The sequence below is a fragment of the Dapis brunnea BLCC-M229 genome, assembly GCF_050015995.1.
Classification (GTDB): domain Bacteria; phylum Cyanobacteriota; class Cyanobacteriia; order Cyanobacteriales; family Microcoleaceae; genus Trichodesmium.
The window spans coordinates 119,274-136,984 of the sequence record NZ_JBNHEP010000223.1; the positions used below are offsets into that span (position 1 = coordinate 119,274).

Consider the following 17,711-nt stretch of genomic DNA (forward strand, 5'->3'; position numbering starts at 1 on the left):
TGACAAGGGTTTGCCAGTTTTTTTTAGTTATAAAGCGACAAGTATAATAATAACATAGCGCAGATTTTGTTTTTTTGTCAACAATCATTACTAAAATTTGGAAGATTCATTATTGATCAGGAAAATTACTTAAACTAAGTATAGCGTTTCTCAGGCTAATGAGGTACACCTATTTTTATTTCTTTTCTATATCCCTATTCCCTATTCCCAGTTAAGTGTTTCCTAAAACAAAGAAATTTTGTACCTCATATCATGTCCGTTTATATCGTTTGTGTAAAAGTTAGCGTAAATATCAACAGGAAATTTAAGTTTTTTCTTGCTCTTAAACCTTCCTCCCTCTCGTCCCTCTTCTGTGTTCCCTCTTCTGTGTTCCCTGTTCCCTACCTTTGCTATACAATACCGATGCTACCGGACATGATATCACCAGCATGGGAATTGCTATAATATTTTAAGCAATATGTAGTGTGATCGTAAATATTGTACCTTCTCCAACTGTAGAATCACAGGTAATTATACCCCCATGTTTTTCCGTAATAATAGATTTAGCGATCGCCATCCCTAACCCTGTACCTTTCCCCACTCCTTTTGTTGTAAACCCTTGCTCAAATATTCTCTCTTTGGTTTCTGCTTTCATCCCACAACCATTATCTTCAATCTTAATCTGTAGTTGATTCTTCTCAAGTATAGAAGTTTCAATTATTATCCTATTTGGTTTCTGTTTAATCTCAGCTAAAGTTGCTTCATCAAAAGCATCAATAGCATTAGCCAAAATATTCATAAACACCTGATTCAATTGCCCAGGAAAACATTCCACCTGTGGAACATTCCCATAGTTTCTCACAATTTCAATGGCTGGACGTTTTTCGGTGGCTTGGGTACGGTGTTTGAGAATAACTAATGTGCTATCAATTCCTTGATGGATATTAAAAGTTGTCTGATGTTCCTGGTCTTTACGAACAAAAGTTCGCAGACTACTACTAATATTACGAATCCGCTCTACTCCCACATTCATCGACCCTAACAATTTTGGCAAATCTTCACGAATAAATTCTAATTCTATGGCTTCAATTTCTTCAGCTATGACTTGATTTGGCCCTGGATATTCTGATTGATATAGAGCGATCAAACCCAGTAAATCTTGTACATATTCTGTCGCCGGTTGAATATTGCCTCCTAAAAAACCTGTGGGATTATTAATTTCATGGGCGACTCCTGCCATTAAGTTCCCTAATGCTGACATTTTTTCACTTTGCACCATTTGCAATTGTGTTTTTTGTAGGTCTTGGAGTGCTTGCTCTAGAGCCAGAGATTTTTCAATTAGGGCAGTTTGAGTTTCCTTGATTTGGCTAATATCGCGCATAATAGTCGAAAAATATTCTGCCATTCCTTGAGCAGATTTGTGAGCAATAATAATTTGGGAAACTGGAATTTCTCGTCCGGTTGAATCTATGACTGCTGTTTCCCCAAACCAAGTTCCATGACTAGCAGCTATAGGAATGGCTTGATTGAGAATGATTTCATTCGCCCACTGAGGATGGTTTTGTGTGAGTTTAAATGAGTTACCATGACTATGTAACTCTGGGCGTAATTTTTTAAATTGAGCATTCATCCAGAGTACAGTACCTTCAGTATCTACAATGCCAACATAATCAGAAGTCGCTTCTAAAATAGCAATGAGACGTTTTTGTTCTTGTTCTAGTCGTACGCGCTCGGTAATATCCTCATAGCTGCCTAAGATTCCGTATACCTTCCCAGTTTCATCACACAGTGGAATTTTGTTTGTATCTAGCCACCGTGTTGTACCATCAATCTGCCTTTGTGTTTCAATAATGTGTAATTCAGCTTGGTTAGATTCCATCACACGGCGCTCTGATTCTCTAAACAAGTCAGCCTCCTCTCGAGTACAAGGCAAATCCTCATCATTTTTACCAACAAGCTCTTCGGGAGAATTAAAACTTACGATTCTGGCAAATTTTTGGTTGCACCCTAAAAAATTAGAGTTTCTGTCTTTCCAGAAAATGAATTGTGGAATCGTATCAATAATTTTTCTGAGTAAGTTTTCCGATTGTTTAACTTGTTGTAGGGATAATTCCGACTTCTGATGCAGTTGAGCATTTTTAATTGAGATGGCAGCTTGGTTACAAAGAAAGTTAAGTATGAGAATACGCTCTGGGGTAAACACCCCACGGATAAGTTGATTTTGTAAATACAGAATCCCTACCAATTTTCCCTGATTTAGCATCGGTACACACAAAATACTTTGGGGTTGATTTTGATTAAGGTATTCATCAAAAATTGGCAAGTCGGTGTCAAGGTTATTAATAACTAAAACTTCTTTGGTGTTTTTCACATATTGGATGAGTTGAACTGGTAAGCTTGTATTGTTGGCTAAGGGTTCAGCACAAAGCTCGGTGCTATCTGTTGTAGCAGTAACTCGGAGCTGCCAAGTGCTATGCTCGTCAGGTATGAGAATCAAGCAGCGCTCGCCACCGGAATTTTCCAGAATAATCTGGCTTAATTGATAGAGAAGTTCATCTAGTTGGATGATTTCTGAAAGCAACTGAGAAGATTTCAACACCGCAGCTAAATCCAGGGTAGTATTGATACTTGTTGCCGAGGATTGAGTAGGCGTTTGAGAGGAATGAATTGAGAGTTGGGGTTGAGCAATAGTTGTCAGAGTATCAAATAAATTAGTAGATTGGAGCTGTTGCTGTAAAATAGGTTGGAGTAATTGGGGATAGCGCTTTTCTAGGTCGTCAGTTTTGGCTTTGGCTCCCCACTGAGTGTAGCAATAGTATGCCTCTTGCATATAACCTGCTGCAACTTTTTCTTTGCCCCAGTCTAAGTAGAATTTGGCTGCCAGTTCATTGGCTAGAGCTTCTTCTTGCAGATATTCGTTTTCTTTGGCTCCAGTAATAGCCAGGTCGTAGAGTTCGATTGCCTTGACATAGTTTTCTAGAGAACGGTGATATTCCGCTTCCACTAACTGATATTTATGTAAATGATTCATCGGTGCATAATTCGCCCACTTTTTCATCTTTACCTGATTCTGAGTAACAGTAGTCAGCCATTGATGTTGTAAAGATTGCTGGAAACTGGGTTCTCTATATCTATATCGATCTAGTAAGATTAAGGAGGCGTAGAAATTTTGTGTTACGTTCATTAAAGATCCCAACCCAGCTTTTTGAGAATATTCATTTGTTAAATCAATACAATGAAGAGCTTGGCTCATCTCACCAAATAAGTAGCATAGAATTTGCTTAATCAAGTAGACTACATAAAGTGAAAAATAGTTTTTGGCAGACTTGAGAGTTGCCAACATAGTCTCTTCATTGAAACTATCACCAATTAGAAGACAGGGATTTTCTGTAGTGTCTAATAAGTTAAGGGTAAATTGTCGCCAAATAGTAGCGTAGTGAAGAATATGCTGCTGTTTTAATTTCACACCAAGCTGAATGTATTGTAGCTGTTTTTCTTGAACACTATCAAGAGGCTCTCCCAATAACATCAGATGGGCACAAGCATTTTTCGCACAATGACAAACATATTCTAGATCGCCTGTCTCTAAGCCACTTTGAATACCTTTATTGAATTGTTCGATACTTGTTTTAGCATGGTCTTTCCAGTGAGAAATAAATCCACCTAATAGTTCAGAAACTTTACATTTAACTTCTTCGGCATTCAATATATCCAATAATTTCAGAGCAATACAACCACTTTTATATCCCTTAGTTAAATCCCCTGCACCACATAGGGCCACACCATAGACAGCATAAGCAACAGGAGCAATTGAAGTATGTCCCTCTTTTGTACAAAGATAGACCATAGTCCAGATAATTGGTTTTAGGAGATCGGGATTAGCATTATAAGCAGCAGAATAAATGGTTACTAAAATCCTTAGAGCTGCCTGCTTATAAGGGTCTTCCATATTGGGAAAATATTCCAGTCTTTCTAACTCTGGTAATATGATTTCAGTATTTTCTGGACTCACCAAAGGAACACCTAAAATTTCTAGAATCTTTAAGCCATCATCCAAAGCTTTGATAAGTTGGTTATTGCCTATTGCATATTGGAGTTGAATCTCATAAATCTTGATTTTTTCCAGTAAATTATTTGCACGATCTAGAACTTCGTTTACTAATGAACTAACCGAATCTAGTTGCAAATTGAGATAAGCAGTTTCAATTGTTTCTAGGTGTAATCTAAGAGTTAAATTGTAATCTGCTTGCCAACAGTTCTGAGGTAGTAAGTTTAGCCCTACATTAAAATATCCTAGTGCTGCTTCATAAGCGGTAGCTGTTTTTGCCGTTTGTCCTGCTCTAAGGTTAAGATTGAGGAGTTTATTTTGCTGCGCTTGGGTTTGGGCAAATGTTATGCCAATATTAAGCTGATTAACAATTTCAAAGATATCCCGATCTTCGTCAAATATTAAGCTTTTTTGTAGTAAATTTTGGCCAATTTGCCAGTGAGTTTTCTGTTTTTGACTTTCCGGAATCAGAGAATAAGCAGCTTGTTGCACTCGGTCATGTAAGAAACGATAACTAACTGTCACCATCTGTTCCCTTGTCTGTTTGACATCACCCTGAAAAAACTTATAAGTTTGAGAAATAGGTAAAATCAAACCCTCTTGTAATGCTCCCCAAATATCTGCTGCTACATCTTCTTCTAGTTTCTGACATACCACTGCTAATGTCTGTAGTTCAAACTGATTACCAATACAAGCTGCTAACTTTAAGACCTCCTGCGTTCCTACTGCCAATTTTTGCAACCGATGAGCCACAAATTCCACCACATCATCTGTAATAGCTGCATCCCGCACCTTCACCAAGTCACATTCCCAATACCCTAACTTCAAATTAAACCTAATCAATTCATCTTCATACAACCCTTTCAAAAACTGAGTTGTAAAAAACGGGTTCCCTTGAGTTTTTTGATATACCAACTCACTCAAAGGTAGAGCTAATTTTTGAGTACAGTTCAAGGTATCTGCTACCAATTGATTGATATGATTAATAGCTAATGGTGCTAAAGTAATTGTGGAAATAATTGCCTGTTCTTTTTTTAACTCTCCTAAACTCAAAATCAATGGATGAGCTGGAAATACTTCGTGATCGCGATATGCTCCCAACAACAGTAAATATCCAGTATCTCCACTACTCATTAAGACTTTCATCAAGTTCAACGATGCTGAGTCTGCCCATTGTAAGTCATCTAAAAACATTACTACTGGATGTTCGGCAGTAGTAAATACAGCAATAAATTTTTGAAATAGTAAGTTAAAGCGATTTTGGGCCTCCCTGCCAGAAAGTTCTGGTGCTGATGGTTGTTTCCCGATGATTTTTTCTAGTTTTGGTACTACCTCAATGATGACTTGAGCGTTGTCTCCCAAAGCTTTGATTATCTTTGTTTTCCAATTAGCTAACTCTATATCTGACTCGCTCAGTAGTTGGTTCACCAAGTCTTGGAAGGCTTGCACGAAGGCACTGAAAGGAATATTGCGATTAAATTGGTCGTATTTTCCTTTGATAAAGTAACCTCGTTGCTTAACTATGGGTTTATGCACTTCATTGACAACAGCAGTTTTCCCAATTCCGGAAAAACCTGCTACTAGGATCATTTCTGCTCTTTCTTCTCCCCCCTTACCAAGGGGGGTTTGGGGGGGATTGCTAACTCTGTCAAAGGCATCAAGTAGGGTTTGTACTTCCATTTCCCTGCCATAGAGCTTTTCTGGTATGAGGAAGCGATCGCTTACATCCGTTTGTCCTAACTCAAAGGATGTAATTTTTCCTTTTGTTTCTAACTGTTGCTGACATTTCTCTAAATCATACTTGAGACCCAAAGCACTCTGATAACGGTCTTCGGCATTTTTGGCCATTAATTTGAGGACGATACTTTGTAAGACTTTGGGTACTTGACTTTTGAGTGGAAATTTGGCTGACTGAGCAATATGGTTATGCACCAATTTTATTGGCTCGGTGGTAGTGAAGGGTAATTCTCCGCTGAGAAGTTCAAAAAATGTTACTCCCAAAGAGTATAAGTCTGTACGATAGTCAATACCTCGATTCATTCTACCTGTTTGTTCAGGAGATATGTAGGGGAGGGTTCCCTCTAAGAGATTGGGGTTAATAAGTTGTTGTTGTTCCTTTGGTAGTAAACTAGAAATGCTGAAATCTATGAGTTTAACTTGCTTGGTTTCAGGATGAATGAGAATGTTGCTGGGTTTAATATCCTTGTGGATGATGCGTTGTTGAGTTAGGTAATAGAGTGCTTCTGCTAATTGAATAGCAATATTGAGAAATTCAGTTAGAGAAAAATCTGGCTTTTGCCAATAGTCTGCTAGAGCGATCGCTCCTGAATCTGGCATAATTAGAGCATAACCATTATCATAACGTTCTAGGGCTAGAGGTTTAACAATTGCTGGATGTTCGAGATGACGGGTGACAATGTATTGGTTACGGAATTGGACCAATTCATTGAAACTGGGGTGGGGGTTGCGTAAGACTTTGATAATTACTGGTTTCTTGTCCCAGTTCTTTTGGCCACGATAGACCAGAGTGCGTGTTCCTTGGTATAAGTTTTCGCTTAGGTAGTAGTTGGGAAGGTTAAGCATCATAGTGTTGTTGATGGTGTTCAGATTTGATTTGCATAGATTGGGAGCTTTTGGTAAGATTTCACTAAATAGACATCTCCAATAATAAAAACAGGAAATCAATTATCGTACAGAAATTATCAGTTCTTTCTCCCTATTCCCTATTCCCTACTCCCTACTCCCTCTTTTCTGGAGATGTCTAATGACAATGACTAGGTTAAATGGGAATATCTATCATAAATTTAGTACCTTTTTCTGGTTGGGAAATACACTGTAATTTTCCTCTGTGCTGTTCTGTGACTATTTGGTAACTAATAAACAACCCCAGTCCTGTTCCTTGACCAACTGGTTTAGTAGTGAAGAAGGGGTCAAAAATACGTTGCTCAACAGTCTTACTCATTCCTGGCCCATTGTCAGCAATGGAAATCCTGATATTATCCTGGTTTTGCATTTGAGTAGCGATCCTAATTTCCGGACAATCTGGTGCTTTGGAGGTAGTTAAAGCATCAATGGCGTTGGTGAGAATTTGTAGAAACACTTGATTGAGTTGACTGGCGTAACAGTTGACCAGGGGTAGTTGAGCATAGTCTTTAATTATAGCAATATTTGGGCGAGAGCCACTACCTCTGAGGCGATGTTGCAAAATCATTAAGGTATTTTCTAATCCTTCATGGATATTTACCCGCTTCATACCTTGTTCGTCGAGGCGGGAGAAGTTCCGTAAACCGAGAATAATCTGGCGAATTCGAGTGCTTCCTGTTTCCATGGAATCAAATATTTTTTCTATGTCTTCACATAAAAAGTCTAACTCTAGCTCTTGTAATTTCTCTTCTATAGCAGCACTGGGAGCGGATAAGTTTTCTTGGTAGAGGTTGAGTAGTTCTAGTAAGTCCAGGAAATATTCGCGAGCGTGAGTGATATTACCTGAGATAAAAGTAATGGGATTATTTATTTCATGGGCAATTCCGGCTATCATTTGCCCTAAAGAAGACATTTTTTCGGTTTGAATAAGTTGAGCTTGGGTCTGCTGCAATTTTTGTAGGGTTTGTTGCAAGTTTTGGGTTCTCTGCTCAACTTTAGCTTCTAAGTCTTGGTAAAGTCTGGCGTTTTCGATGGATATGGCTGCTTGGGCGGTGAGCATCTTGAGAACTTCTATGCGTTCTGGAGTGAAAGCTTCTGTCGTGAGGTTGTTTTCCAGGTAGAGGAGGCCCATGAGTTTTCCTTGATTGATAATAGGAATGCAAAGGAGACTTTTGGGTTGTTGTTTGAGCAAGTAGGGGTCGGCACTGAAGGTATTGTTTTGTTCAAAGTTGTTGTTGAGTAGCAGAGTCTTTTGAGTCCGTTTGACGGTGTTGATGATACTGCTAGGTAGGGTTTTGCTTTCAGCTACAGGAGTAGTGGATAGGTCACAAGTCTCGTTATTGAATTGAGCCACAATTTCCCAATTGTTAGAGTTGTTTAATAATAAAACTCCTTTGTTAGCTCCGGCATTCTCAATTAGGAGTTGCATGAATTTGCACAGCAAGGTATCTAGTTCGATTTCTTCGGAGATAGCTCTGGAGGCTTTGATGGCAGATGCATAGTCTAAGAAAACAGTTGTGGTAGTGACTATATCTGAGACTTGAGTGGAGGTGAAACTGTTGTGGAAATTATGAGGTTCTCTTTTTTCTAAGATGGGGCTGAGGAGTTGGGGATATTTTTCTTCTAGTTGGTTAATCTTGGCTTTGGCTTCCCACCGAGCGTAGCAGTAGTAAGCTTCTTGCATATAGCCTGCAGCTACCTTCTCTTTTCCCCAGTCTAGGTAGAATTTAGCTGCCAGTTCGTTAGCGACGGCTTCTTCTTGCAGATATTCGTTTTCTTTGGCTCCTGTTATGGCACGGTCATAAAGCTCTATTGCTTGAAATCGTTCTCCTAAAATTCGGTGACGTTCTGCTGCTACTAAATCTACCTTATGTTGACCATTCATTGGAGCATGATTTGCCCAATATTGCATTTTACTCTGATTAGTTTCAACTTTTTCCAGTATACTTTTCTGCACAGATGTTTCTGCATCACCATAATGAGCTAACTGAGTCAACGAATCATATAAATTCCATAAATACTCCGCCAAACAAGCAGCTACCCCATCTAAATAAGACTCTGCTAGTGCAGCATTTTCAACTGCTTGGGGAATCCGATCGAATAGATAGCAAAGAATCAACTTATTGAGATAAACAAAATGGAGCCCCGGCCGATTGTTGGCAGCTATTTTCAACGGGACAGACTCAGTTTCATTATAGGCTGTTCCTATTAGTTCCCATGGAGTTTCTGACTCTCCCAATAAATTGAGAACAGCTTGTTCAAAAGGTTGATGCAAAGTCAAGGTATTTCCTTGTTTCATGGTAGCAAGAGCATGACTTGCACTTGCCATTTCCAGTTTCATAGCAGAGAGGTTATGACCCATTAAATAAAGGTATTGAGATCGGTATGCGATTGAGACTCCCCCAAATTGGAAATTCCCAGTGTCAAGTCCAGCTTGGTAAGCGTTGAGTAATATGGGAATAGCTTCCTTAAGGTGAGTTGAAAGGTGTTTTATGCAAGCCCCTGTAGCAAAAGTACCAACACCATCGCCAGTTTGGGGGTTTAAATCCAATTGGCAAGCAAGTTTTCCATACTCAGTCGCTGATGTAAAGTCCTGTAATCCCAAAATACAAACCATGCCATAGGAGGAATAAATCTGTGCAGAATATAATGTATTCCCATATTTGATAGATAACTGCATGAGCTTACAAACTACCCAAGGGAAAAGACTGGGTTGAGCTTGATAACATGCAGATAGTAAATTTGTTAGAATGTTTACTTTGGCTAACTGCTTTCTATCCTTCATCATCGGTAAGTCTGCTAAAGTAGCAATAGCTTTACCTTCCATCAATTGGCAAATTGCTGCCAGTTCCACCTGCAAATCCTCGGGCTTTGGTGATTCGGAGACCTCAATCCCTAATAACGCTAAGAAATCTATACCTATTTTGAGAGCTGATAACTGTTGGGCTTGAGCCATCTTGGCGTGAATTTTAATTTCATGGACTTTCACCAGATCCAACAAATTTTGCCCACGTTCGATAACTTGAGCGAATATGGTTTCCATCAATTCAAAATCACCAGTTAGATAAGCTACTTCTGCATAATTTTCATGTAATTTCAAAGTTAATACATAATTCCTTTGCCAACTTTCTACATCCAGTAAAGACAACGCCGTTTGAAAATATTGCAATGCTGCTCCATAAGCTGCCGAACCTTTGGCTTTTTCTCCTGACTTTAAATTAAGTTGAATCAAATAGTCTTGTTCTGCGGGATCAGCGATTAATTCTATCGCCTGGTTCCAGTGATTGACAATCGTAAAAATATTGCTATCCTGTTCTTCTGGAGAAAGGTTTTGTGACAGTAACCTGCCAATCTGTAAATGGGTAGCTTGTTTTTGCCCTGACTGAATCAGAGCATAAGCTGCTTGTTGCACTCGGTCATGCAAGAAACGATAATTTACTGATATATTTTCTACACTGTTCCCCTGCTGTGACTCTCCTTGGAAAAATTTATAGGTGTCAGTTTGGGGAATCACAAACCCTTCTTGCAACGCTCGCCATAAATTTCCTGCTACTTCATCTTGAGTCTGCTCACACACCACTGCTAATGTACTCAAGTCAAATTGGTTCCCTATACAAGCTGCTAGTTTCATTACATTCTGATTAGCTTCTGGTAGTTTCTGCAACCTCCCTACCATAAACTCTACCACATCATCTGTTAGTGCTAACTGTCGCACCTCTGACATATCGCACTGCCAGTAACCTGCTTCCATATTAAATTGAATACACCCGTCTTCATGCAACCCTTTCAAGAATTGGGTCCCAAAAAACGGATTCCCCTTTGTTTTCTGATACACTAACTCGGATAATGGTGCTGCTAGTTCTGTTGTACATATTAATGTTTCCGCTACTAAACGAGTAATATCTTTCTCACTCAAAGGTGCTAAAGTTAGAGTCTCAATCTGAGCACCCTGTTTATTAATTTGATCCAAACTCAACATTAACGGATGAGCTGGAAAAACCTCGTTATCCCTATATGCTCCTAACACCAGTAAATAACCTACTTCCGACTCTTCCATCAACAACTTCAGCAAGTCTAATGATGCTGAATCTGCCCATTGTAGGTCATCTAGGAAAATTACTAAAGGATGCTCTTTTGTGGTAAATACCCGCAGGAATTTACTAAATAATAAATTAAAACGATTTTGAGCTGCACTGCCAGATAAATCTGTCACTGCTGGTTGAGTACCAATAATTCTTTCTACTTCTGGTACTACATCTATAATAACTTGCCCGTTTTCTCCTACCGCATCCAAAATTTTGCTTTTCCATGCAGCTAGTTCGGTATCGGACTCTCCTAACAATTGTCCTATCAAGTCTCGGAAGGCGATGACAAATGCAGAGAAGGGTATATTGCGATTGAACTGGTCAAACTTGCCTTTAATGAAGTACCCTCTTTGCTTAACTATGGGTTTATGCACTTCATTGACTACGGCAGTTTTTCCAATTCCCGAAAACCCGGCGACTAGCATCATTAGAGTTGCACCTTGAGTGACAAGAGCAAATCCATCCAAGAGTCTTTGTACTTCAGTTTCGCGTCCGTAGAGCTTTTCTGGTATGAGGAAGCGATCGCAAAAGTCTCTGCTACCTAGCTCAAATTGCGTAATCTTTCCTGTAGTTTCTAACTGTTGTAAACATTGCTCTAGATCGTGCTTGAGACCCAAAGCACTCTGATAACGGTCTTCGGCGTTTTTAGCCATTAACTTCAAGACTAGATCGACCAAGGGAGTAGGGAGTTGAGAATCAGGATTCGGGGGTGTTTTGGCAATATGACAATGGACTAATTCCATTGGGTCACTACTTTCAAAGGGTAACTTTCCTGTGAGAAGTTCAAAGAATGTCACACCTAGAGAATAGAAATCTGTACGATAGTCAATCCCTCGGTTCATCCTTCCTGTTTGTTCTGGGGAAATGTAAGCTAGAGTTCCTTCCAGAACATTGGGACTAATCAGTTGTTGTTGTTCTTTGGGTAGTAGAGTAGAGATGCTAAAGTCGATGAGCTGGACTTCCTTGGTTTCTGGGTCGATGAGAATATTGCTGGGTTTAATGTCTTTGTGGATGATGCGCTGTATGCTCAGATAGTGGAGAACTTCTGCTAGTTGGATAGCAATGTGGAGGAAATTTGTGAGACTAGGCTCTGATTTTGGCCAATAGTCGGAAAGAGCGTAAGCTCCTGAGTCTGGCATGATTAGAGCATAGCCATTGCCATAGCGTTCCAGGGCTAGAGGTTTAACAATGGCTGGATGTTCCAGATTACGGGTGATAATGTGCTGGTTACGGAATTGGACTAACTCATTGAAACTAGGGTGAAGGTTGCGTAAGACTTTGATAATTACTGGTTTGTTGTCCCAGTTCCGTTGGCCACGATAGACCAGAGTGCGTGTTCCTTGGTATAAGTTTTCACTTAGGTAATAGTTGGGAAGGTTAAGCATATATACTTATAATGTTCGGATTGGATTTGGGTAAATTTCAAGTTTTTGGTGAGATTTGATTTCTGAATGACTAGGTTAAATCGGAATATCTATAATAAATTTAGTACCTTTTCCCAGTTGGGAAATACATAGCAATTGGCCTCCATGTTGCTCGGTGACTATTTGGTAACTAATAGACAACCCCAGTCCTGTTCCTTGACCAACTGGTTTGGTAGTGAAGAAGGGGTCAAAAATACGTTGCTCAACAGTCTCACTCATTCCTGGCCCATTGTCCCCAATGCAAATCCTGATACTATCCTGGTTCTGCATTTGAGTAGCGATCCTAATTTCCGGACAATCTTGCCCTTTGGAAGTAGTTAAAGCATCAATAGCGTTGGTGAGAATTTGTAGAAACACTTGATTGAGTTGACTGGCGTAACAGTTAATCAGGGGTAGTTGACCATAGTTTTTAACTATAGCAATATCTGGGCGAGAGCCACTACCTCTGAGGCGATGTTGCAAAATCATTAAGGTATTTTCTAATCCTTCATGGATATCTACCCGCTTCATACCTTGTTCGTCGAGACGGGAGAAGTTGCGCAAACCCAGAACAATCTCGCGAATCCGACTGCTTCCTGTTTGCATGGATAAAAATATTTTTTCTATGTCGTTACATAAAAATTCTAGCTCTATTTCTTCTAATTTATCTTCTATAGCAGCACTGGGACTAGAGGAGTTTTCCTGGTAGAGGTCGAGCAATTCTAGTAAGTCCTGAACATATTGGCGAGCGTGAGTGATATTACCTGAGATAAAGCTAATGGGATTATTGATTTCATGGGCAATTCCGGCCACCATTTGCCCTAAAGAAGACATTTTTTCGGTTTGAATAAGTTGAGTTTGGGTCTGCTGCAATTTTTGTAGGGTTTGTTGCAGGTGTTGAGTTCTCTGCTCAACTTTAGCTTCTAACTCCTGGTAAAGTCTGGCGTTTTCAATGGAGATGGCTGCTTGGGCGGTCAGCAGGTTGAGAATTTCTATGTGTTCTGCAGTGAAAGCTTCTGTAGTGATATGGTTTTCCAGGTAGAGGATGCCCATCAATTTTCCTTGATTGAGAATGGGAGTGCACAGGAGACTTTTGGGTTGTTGTTTGATCAAATATGGGTCAGTGGTGAAGTTGTTGTCTTGTTCAAAGTTGTTAATAATTAAGGTCTGTTGCGTCCGTTTAATGGTGTTAATAATGCTATGGGGTAAAGTTTCACTTTTATCTAGAGAAATACTGCATAGGTGAGAAGTTTCGTCATTGCATTGAGTGACAATTTCCCAATGTTCAGAGTATTTTAATAATAAAACTCCTTTGTTAGCTCCTGCATTCTCGATGAGGATCTGCATTAATTTAGAGACTAGGACATTCAATTCAATTTCTCCCGAAATAGCCTGGGAAGCTTTGATAGTAGAAGCTAGATCGAAGACAGAGGTAGTGCTGGTAAGAGTGCCCATAGATTGGGAGAAAGTAAAGAAATCGCTTTGAGTAGAAAGAGACTGAGGAGATTTTTGGAGGATGGGGGTGAGGAGTTGGGGATAAGTTTGTTCAAGTTGGTCAGTTTTGGCTTTAGCTCCCCATTGAGCATAGCAATTGTAAGCTGATTGCATATATCCCACAGCCAATTTTTCCTTGCCCCAGTCTAGGTAAAATTTGCCTGCTAGTTCGTTTGCCAAAGCTTCTTCTTGGATGTATTCGTTGGCTTGAGCTTCTGTTATAGCATCATCGTATAGCTCAATTGCTTCTAATTTTTTACCGATACACCGACATCGTTCTGCCTCAACTAAAAGATACTTATGTAGAAAGTTTTCTGAACAGCTATCTGACCAAATTTTGAGCTGCTGCTGATTTGATTCTATTTGCTGCCAAGCATTGCTCTGTTCTTGTTCCGACATACCAGAATACAAGTTGAGTAAAATCAGAGAACCATAATAATAGTAACAACTAGAGGTTGTAAAGCCTCCGACATAATTAACAATCTGTTTTGCTTTTGTTAGGTAATTTAAACCAACCTCAAAGTTTTCTGTTAAACAGGAAAGGTGCATTCTCACAATGTAATAGAGACAAACTGAAAACCATATTTGGGATGTTTCTATACGAGCGATCGTTTTTTCAGTTTCAATCATTGCGTCATTTTCTCGATCTAGGCAGAGTTTAGTGACAAAAACTTTGGCAGCGGCAAGTGCTACTTGCAAAAGCTCGTTCTGGAATTTATCCGCCACCAACTTATATTTTTCTATATCTGGGGCAACTGCTGCTAAATTTTCTCCTTGGAATAATCGATTGAAAATATTGCTTAATAAGTTATAAGCAGCAAATTGAATTTCTCCAGAATCCAATCCTGCTAGAAAGCTTTCATAATTTACATTTGCTGCCCCTTTTATTGGTCTTGCCCAAGGCTGAATCCAAGCTCCCAGCAATAATCCAGCTTGACACCTCTGAGATTTACTATTGAGTTTGTAACTTAGTTGCATAGCTAAATCTGCCAACTCATAACCCCTTTGATATTGCCCTTGGAATACTAAAAGTAATCCATAGTTGACATAAGCTTTGATTGACTCAGGAATATTTCCATGTTTAATTGATAGGCAAGCTGCTCTTAAAGAGATAAAACTGTAAAGTTCAATGCTGGAGCTAATATATGTTGGTGGATCTAGAGAAATTAGCAATTTAATCATTGCTTGCATAGATTGTTCAACTGTTGTCGGTAAATCTAATAGTGATGAGATAGAGTGTTCTGTCAAACTTTGGTTAATAGAGGCAAACTCTGACTCAACTTGCTTAGTCAGATTATTGCTATCAATCTCAATCCCCAGATTTTTTAATCCCTTCAGACCTGCCTGAATTCCTTTTTCATATTTACCTTGTAAACTAAATTTAGTGACTTGAATGCCATAGAAATCTGCTAGCTCTATAGGAGAAGTCACCTGTTGCAAAGCAATTGCAATTGTCATCTCCAATTTCTCGTAGTTAGAATTACTTAACTGAGCTTCTGCTAAGTGACGATGCAGATTTAAACTCAACTTATATTGATTAACCCAAGCATCTTTTTCTAGCAAGTTAATACCTGTTTCTAGATACTCAATCGCAGCTTGATACGCTGTAGCAGATGTCGCTTTTTCTCCAGCAGCTAAGTTCAGTTGTGCTAGTTGCTCTTGCTCCCTTTTTTCATCGATCATAGACTTGCCAAAATTCAGGTGGTTGACAATATCAAAAAGTCTCTCATCTTGTTCTGTTTCAGAAAGCTTCCTCAGCAGTAATTGACCAATATGGTAATGGGTAGCTGGTTTTTGATGAAGAGAAATTAATGAGTAGGCAGCTTGTTGCACCCGGTCGTGCAAAAACCGATAATTAACTGAAATATTTTCAATATCTTCTTCTTGCTCTCCCTGAAAAAATTTATAGGTTTGAGTTTCGGGAATCACAAAACCTTCTGGTAATGCTCCCCATAAATCTGTTGCCACTTCCTCTTGAGGTTTTTCACACACTACCGTCAACATTGCCAAGTCAAAACGGTTACCAAGACAAGCTGCTAACTTCAGCACATTTTGAGTTGCATTCGGTAGTTTCCGTAAACGCCCTACCATAAATTCCACCACATCATCTGTGAGAGATAACTGCCTTATCTGGGTGAAATCGCATTCCCAATATCCCTTGTCGCTATTGAATGTTATTAAGTTTTCCTGATGCAAACCTTTCAGAAATTGAGTAGTGAAAAATGGATTTCCTCTAGTTTTTTGATAAACTAATTCCGACAATGGTCTAGCAATTTTTGTTGAACAAAGTAATGTATCGGCAACTAAACTTGTAATATCTTTTTTGTCTAAAGGGGTCAAAGTAATAGTATTAATATTTGCATCTTGTTTTTGAATTTCATCAATAGTAAGCATCAATGGATGAGCTGGAAAAACTTCGTTATCTCGATAAGCACCTAATATTAATAAATAACCTGTTTCTGATTCATTTATTAAAATTTTCAGTAAGTTCAATGATGCTGAATCTGCCCACTGTAAATCATCCAAAAATATTACTAAAGGATGGTTTTTGCTGGTAAAAACGCTAACAAATTTACTAAATAATAGATTAAAGCGATTTTGCACTGCACTACCTGATAGTTCAGGAGCTGGTGGTTGTTTACCAATAATATGTTCTAATTCGGGAATTACATCTATTAAAACTTGACCATTTTCTCCTAAAACTGCCATAATTTTAGTCTTCCAATCAGCTAAATTTTGATCGGATTCTCCTAATAATTGAGCGATTAAATCTTGGAAAGCTGAGACAAAGGCACTGAAAGGTATATTGCGATTAAATTGGTCATATTTTCCTTTGATAAAATATCCCCTTTGTCGAACTATGGGTTTATGAACTTCATTAACAACAGCAGTTTTGCCAATACCAGAAAATCCTGCTACCAGAATCATTTCTGCTCTTCCTCCCCCCTTACCAAGGGAGGTTTGAGGGGGATTACTAACTCTATCAAAAGCATCTAGTAAAGTTCGTACTTCGATTTCCCTTCCATAGAGTTTTTCTGGTATAAGGAAGCGATCGCTGTTATCTCTTTCTCCCAACTTAAATGATGTAATTTTCCCTGTAGTTTCTAACTGTTGTAGACATTGGTCTAGATCGTGCTTCAACTCTAAAGCACTCTGATAGCGCTCTTCAGCATTCTTACTCATCAACTTGATGACTATTTCTTGCAAAACTTCAGGAATTTGGATATTAACTGGAAACTCAACTGTTTGGGCAATATGGCAATATACCAATTTCATAGGATCTGTGGTGGTAAAGGGTAATTCTCCGGTTAGAAGTTCAAAGAATGTTACACCCAGAGAGTAAAAGTCGGTGCGATAGTCAATACCTCGGTTCATCCGTCCAGTTTGTTCGGGGGAGATGTAGGCAAGGGTTCCTTCTAAGATATTGGGGTTAATTAGTTGTTGTTGTTCAGTAGGTAGTAAACTCGAAATGCTAAAGTCAATGAGTTGGACTTGCTTCGTTTCTGGGTGGATGAGAATGTTAGTGGGTTTGATGTCTTTGTGAATAATGCGTTTTTGGATGAGATAGTGGAGAGCTTCTGCTAGTTGTATAGCAATGTGGAGAAAGTTGCTGAGACTTTGATCTGAGTTAGGCCAATAGTCGGAAAGAGCGATCGCCCCTTTATCTGGCATAATTAGAATATAGCCCTTGTCGTAACGTTTTAGGGCTAGAGGTTGAACAATGGCTGGATGTTCCAGGCACCGGGTAATAATGTATTGGTTGCGGAATTGGACTAATTCATTGAAACTGGGGTCAGGGTTGCGTAGAACTTTAATGATGACGGGTTGCCTAGGGGAAGGTCGGATAGATCGATAGACTAGAGTGCGTGTTCCAGTATATATTTGCTTTGTTTCTTCATAACCAGGTAAGTTAAGCATCATCATCTCCAGGAAAATTTAGACAAAATAGTTAATATTACAGGAGTTATAGCAAATCTCAAAAAGTTTGCTATATATCCTGAAAAAAGCTGTTAGATAGTAGGTGTTAGGTGTTAGTGAGTTTATGAAAAATACCAAAGT

3 protein-coding genes are annotated in these 17,711 nt (G+C 39.1%); all 3 read right to left on the minus strand.

Annotated features, from left to right (window positions below; genetic code table 11):
• Positions 1–448: 448 nt before the first annotated feature.
• The 3 genes from ACP6PM_RS24850 to ACP6PM_RS24860 all read right to left on the minus strand — a co-directional run bounded on the left by ACP6PM_RS24850 (position 449) and on the right by ACP6PM_RS24860 (position 17,570).
• Positions 449–6,610: an AAA family ATPase gene (locus ACP6PM_RS24850; RefSeq protein WP_426589458.1), complete on the minus strand. Its 6,162-nt coding sequence runs from the start codon at positions 6,608–6,610 to the stop codon at positions 449–451.
• 196 nt (positions 6,611–6,806) lie between these two features.
• Positions 6,807–12,140: a trifunctional serine/threonine-protein kinase/ATP-binding protein/sensor histidine kinase gene (locus ACP6PM_RS24855; protein WP_426589396.1), complete on the minus strand. Its 5,334-nt coding sequence runs from the start codon at positions 12,138–12,140 to the stop codon at positions 6,807–6,809.
• A 75-nt stretch (positions 12,141–12,215) separates the two neighbouring features.
• Complete coding sequence (locus ACP6PM_RS24860; protein WP_426589397.1) at positions 12,216–17,570, minus strand: trifunctional serine/threonine-protein kinase/ATP-binding protein/sensor histidine kinase; 5,355 nt, start codon at positions 17,568–17,570, stop codon at positions 12,216–12,218.
• Between the last annotated feature and the right edge of the window lie 141 nt (positions 17,571–17,711).

Bases quoted from the DNA above. Each gene is read 5' to 3' on its own strand.
- ACP6PM_RS24850 (WP_426589458.1), bottom strand. From the start codon at position 6,610: ATGCTTAACCTTCCCAACTACTACCTAAGCGAAAACTTATACCAAGGA.
- ACP6PM_RS24855 (WP_426589396.1), bottom strand. From the start codon at position 12,140: ATGCTTAACCTTCCCAACTATTACCTAAGTGAAAACTTATACCAAGGA.
- ACP6PM_RS24860 (WP_426589397.1), bottom strand. From the start codon at position 17,570: ATGCTTAACTTACCTGGTTATGAAGAAACAAAGCAAATATATACTGGA.